Origin of the sequence: Nostoc sp., assembly GCF_035638895.1 — a bacterium.
Lineage (GTDB): Bacteria > Cyanobacteriota > Cyanobacteriia > Cyanobacteriales > Nostocaceae > Nostoc.
Window position 1 is genome coordinate 1 of sequence record NZ_DASQZC010000673.1, and the last position, 4,091, is coordinate 4,091.

Here is a 4,091-nt window from a genome sequence, read left to right on the forward strand (position 1 = left end):
GAGTAATATTTACCAACCTTATGGTAAGCCGAAAAACTTAGTAATCACAGGCAAAAGCTTACCACAGACTTCAACCAGCTTTTCAGTAGTAGGCAAATCAGCGATGTCTACGACGGGCTACGCCAACGCACCTTTCAAGAATTTGAGGGCTGTTTTTGCTGTCTTCTGCATAGGTTATAGAATTTCATCTACCAGAACCGTACCACCTTCAGAAAAATCTATACTGAGATGATAATCTTCAAGCAGCGCAAGCGCAGTTCCAATGAGTGGACGACGACCCATTGCTAGAGCTGCAATATTACGCTCTACACCATTCCATACAACTGTTGCCAAATAAACATCGGTTTCCACACTGGAATTGTTAGCGAGGTTTGCGTTGATGTTGATGAGGTAGGGCAAGCCAAGAGCAGCAATCACGGAAGACGGCAAGGTTAAGAACCCTTCAAACACTGTATCAATAACACATTCTATTTCTACAGCTGAACGTTCTGGGGGAAGAATAATCAGACTCATCCTTGCCTGAAGTCCAACTACAGTCCCGTGTATCACTGTGCCGTCCTGAGCAATGTACCACCAACTGCATAAACGGCATCAAAACCAATTCTTTCTCCCCAAAGTGCTGCATCAATTTGCTTGGAGCGTAATCGAAGACTCGTTTCGACTAAATCATCACCGATTTCATAATCTCCTGTTTCAACATTAATTGAGATAATTTTGCCAATGTTCTCTTGTGTCTCAACTTTGGCACGAATACTTTTTTGATACAGTTCCTTTCCACGTCGGGCTAATTCTTGGCTACTGAGCATAGGGTGGGACATAAATAAATCCCCTATTTAAGCTGCTAGATTCTTCACTTCATTGTAGAGCAGAAGCTATATAGATTAGAGAGCAATGCTTAGTGCTGTAGGAGGTAGGAAAGCGATCGCCACCATGCAGCAGGTAGAAAAATGCTTTGAAAAACCCGAAGCTCCCGCACAAAATTTCTTAGTTTTAGTTACCACACACAAGCCATATCAATGGTTTTGAAGAATATTATTCTTGCTCAGTCGTGGTTTGCTTGAGTTTAAATAGTATTTTTACGTATTGTCACGGTTGTTTTCTATGTAAGAATAATATGTCATTAAAGTAAAATTATCCGGTTTTAATGATGACAGTATCAAAATTTGAGCAATTAAAAAATTTAGTCAGTGAAGATTATAAAAATACATATTTATATGTTGATGAAAGTTTTAGATTCATTGAAACTATTTTCAAAAAAATAGCTGAGTATTTAGGGTGCAAACTTAATAACATATCTATCCTTACTTATGAAAACGATTTAATTCCTCTTAATTGTCATTTTCGACATGCAATTAGTATAGGAAAAGAAGGTTATTTCGGATTTCAATTACTAATAAAGTTAGAAGATGAAGGTTTTAATATTAACAACTGTGGGCGAAGCTTTGCTGATAAAAATTTACTGCCTCCATCAGGAATAGTTCTTTATATATCTATTAAAAAAATAGATGCTAATGTATATAGTGTAGTTACTCCACATTTAGAAAAAGAAGAAATAGGAAGTAAAAAATTCACTATAAATACTTGTGAAAATCTTTCATATTCGGAATTTTTGGAATCATGCTTTAATGTTATGGAAAAAATTCTTGAAGGCGGTTTAAATGAAAGAAGTAGAAGATTGTCACTAGAGTCTAATTCCGTAAATAAAGTAGCATTTGGATTTCAGTTACCTTTAAGCGAGTAATCATGCTGTGCAGTCGCGGTTGCCACAATCTTTAAAAACTTCAAGTTTTTTCTTCGGCCAGTAAAAAACAAAATTTAATAGTCTCTTACTGGCTATTTATATTCTACGAACCACTCACACTGATCACACCGCCATTTTAGTGCATCTTTTTTAGGCAGATAAGATGAAATTTTAGGGACTTGCAAATATTTACCATCCATTTCGCCATAGGAAGTACACTGCAAACTAGGAGCAAAACGTACCTGCATTGTCTCCGGGTTAATAGTAATCAGATTAAGGTCAAATAGTGTATGTATATCTGCCCGTAGGAGCAATCCATTCGAGGGGTGATTATTTTCCGTTTCACTGTAAGGAATGATATGAGCAGCTTCCAAGGCTTCTTGTGCATCACATCCAGTAATGGCACAGCGATAGTTGTAGGCTTCGAGCAAACTTTGACGAAACTGAGGTTGTCCTTGCCGTCGAGCAATAGATATAGTAATTCGCTCTCTAGCTTGTTTTATACTTTTTGGATTGAAAAACCCGTCAGCCTCAATAACCGCAGTAAGCTCCTTTATCTCTGCTAATTGATTGTGGTTAATCTTTTCTGAAATCCCCTGACTATTTTTTTTATTCGTGTCTTCAACACGGTTATTTAAAATTGGTGGATTAGCAGCAGACTTGTTTGTAGTTTCTACTTCTGTGGGGCTATCATTAACAGTTTCTGAGATTTCCTGAATATCCTCAATAATTGCATCTTTATCAGTAACATTGAAAGACTGAATCAGTTTCAGTGCCTCCTGATAATATTCTACAAATCCGCCGTGCTGATAAAGATCAGCAGCTTTCTCTAAATCCTCAATTGCTCCTAGTTTATCACCTACTTCATAGCGGGCAAGACCGCGATATTCGTATACCTCAGGATATTTATCAGCAATTTTAATCACGTGATTATAATCTTCAATAGCTTTTTGATAATTTCTCAAATCGTTGTAAGCATTGCCTCGGTTTATGTAGTAAACAGCATTATTATAATCATCATTTTGATAAAAAGAAATTTCTTTACTGTAATCCTCAATGGCTCCCTCATAATCTCCCAGGTTATAGCGAGCATTTCCGCGATTATTGTAAACACCAAAGTATTTAATTATACTATTATCTGTTTGAATCGCCTTGTTGTAATCCTCAATGGCTCCCTGATAATCTCCTAAATTAGCGCGTGCATAGCCAAGGTCACTGTATAACTCAGCCCAATTGTAATAACCACAAAAATTACTAGGTGTTAGCTGAATTGCCTGTTCGTAATCCTTAATAGCCCCCTCATAGTCTCCCAATTCACTACGAGCTTGACCCCGTTGATAGTAAGCAGAGGGAGAGTCACGGTCAAGCTGAATTGACCTATCAGCATCTTGAAATGCTCCTTGGTAATTGCTCTGCTGGTAGTGCAATTCTGCTCGTAAATAATATGCAGAAGCATAGTTTGGATCTAGCTCAATCGCCTTGTCGTAATCCTCTATTGCTCCTTTGTCATCTCTCAAATTTCTACGTTCCTGACCTCGCATACAATAAGCACTATCATCATTTGTATTTATGCTAATTGCTTGCGTATAATCCTCTATTGCTCCTTGGTAGTCCCCTAGTAAATTACGAACTCTAGCTCGTTCTTTATAAGCATTAGCATCATTTCTATTTACCCGAATTTCTCTAGTCCAATATGTAAAATCGCATTTTAATCTATTCTCATGACTCAAATCGTTTGGCAAAACTTGATTATAATCTTCCATGTTCATTTGAAAACAAAGTTTTAAGATGTTATTTAAAATAGCTTTTTCAACAAAATGCAAATCTGTTGTTTGAACATAACAATTACATCCACATGACTAACTAGCTATGTTGTATGAGATGACCTATCTATAGAATTCCCAAAATCTAAGCAACTCTTAACAATCATGCTATGGTCATAGTCAAAAAGTTTGAACAAAGAGCGATCGCAACATTGAGCAACTAGCTAAAAAAGAGCGATGAGCTACGCCCCGCCGTAGGCATTGCACTCCACCAAATACAATTAGGAACTAGTGTTATACCTCTAAATTTATCTCACACTCCTAAACCACTCAGTAATCCCCTGAGCGATCGCATTAGCCGTTTTCTTCTGTTCCTCTGGGTTCACTACCTGCTCAAATTCATCGGGATTGCTCATAAAACCCAATTCCAGCAACACTGATGGGGTAGCCGCCGGACGTGTCAGCGCTAGGTTGTTCCAAAACACGCCATAATAAGGTCTGCTGAGTTTTTTGACTACATAGTTCTGTAAAAATATTGCGAGATTGTGGGCTTGGGGTTGATACCAAAAAGTGCCGAATCCCTTAGT

General features: G+C 37.6%; 6 protein-coding genes. 2 read left to right on the forward strand and 4 right to left on the reverse strand.

Going from position 1 to position 4,091, the window contains the following annotated elements; translation table 11 throughout:
* Nucleotides 1–174 precede the first annotated feature (174 nt).
* Nucleotides 175–549 (reverse strand): clan AA aspartic protease, encoded by a 375-nt coding sequence (locus tag VE944_RS31675; protein WP_324987045.1) that lies wholly within the window; start codon nucleotides 547–549, stop codon nucleotides 175–177.
* A complete protein-coding gene (locus VE944_RS31680) occupies nucleotides 546–818 on the reverse strand; it encodes a hypothetical protein (RefSeq protein ID WP_324987048.1) in 273 nt (90 codons plus the stop codon). Before VE944_RS31680 ends, VE944_RS31675 begins: the two co-directional genes overlap by 4 nt.
* Nucleotides 819–891: 73 nt before the next feature.
* On the opposite strand from VE944_RS31680, the gene VE944_RS31685 reads away from it, so the two are divergent.
* On the forward strand, nucleotides 892–1,026 hold the full coding sequence (locus tag VE944_RS31685) for a hypothetical protein (RefSeq protein ID WP_324987051.1): 135 nt from the start codon (nucleotides 892–894) through the stop codon (nucleotides 1,024–1,026).
* A gap of 118 nt (nucleotides 1,027–1,144) precedes the next feature.
* A complete protein-coding gene (locus VE944_RS31690) occupies nucleotides 1,145–1,741 on the forward strand; it encodes a hypothetical protein (RefSeq protein WP_324987054.1) in 597 nt (198 codons plus the stop codon).
* 92 nt (nucleotides 1,742–1,833) lie between these two features.
* On the opposite strand, the gene VE944_RS31695 is transcribed toward VE944_RS31690, so the two are convergent.
* Entirely contained in the window at nucleotides 1,834–3,504 is a 1,671-nt protein-coding gene (locus tag VE944_RS31695) for a tetratricopeptide repeat protein (protein WP_324987057.1), read from the reverse strand.
* 308 nt (nucleotides 3,505–3,812) lie between these two features.
* Nucleotides 3,813–4,091, reverse strand: a 279-nt coding sequence (locus VE944_RS31700) for an N-acetylmuramoyl-L-alanine amidase family protein (protein WP_324987060.1), incomplete at its 5' end; no start/stop codon positions are given.